General features: G+C 63.0%; 1 protein-coding gene. It reads right to left on the reverse strand.

From position 1 onward, the window contains the following. Positions 1-246: outer membrane beta-barrel protein (locus tag J4D97_RS23385; RefSeq protein ID WP_208309678.1), on the reverse strand; the 246-nt coding region annotated here is incomplete at both ends.

Below are 246 nucleotides of genomic sequence, written 5' to 3' on the forward strand. Positions count from 1 at the left end.
TTGCTGGTCTGCTGAAATACGGCATCGTTAACGGACTGGACCTGGCTGATTTTCAATCCCCCGGACAGGCGCTGCTGGTGAGCCAGCGGTTGCACGTAGTCGAGCTGAGCAGTGAGCAGGCGGAGGTTGCCCGATTGGTCACTGCTCAGCAGGGTGGGAGCCACGCTGCCCGCATCGAGCAACGCCGCCAACCCTTGCTGCCGGCCGAGTCGGTACGTGGCATAGTTGGCGTCCGCGGTTAGGACC

Origin of the sequence: Hymenobacter defluvii, assembly GCF_017589435.1 — a bacterium.
Classification (GTDB): domain Bacteria; phylum Bacteroidota; class Bacteroidia; order Cytophagales; family Hymenobacteraceae; genus Hymenobacter; species Hymenobacter profundi.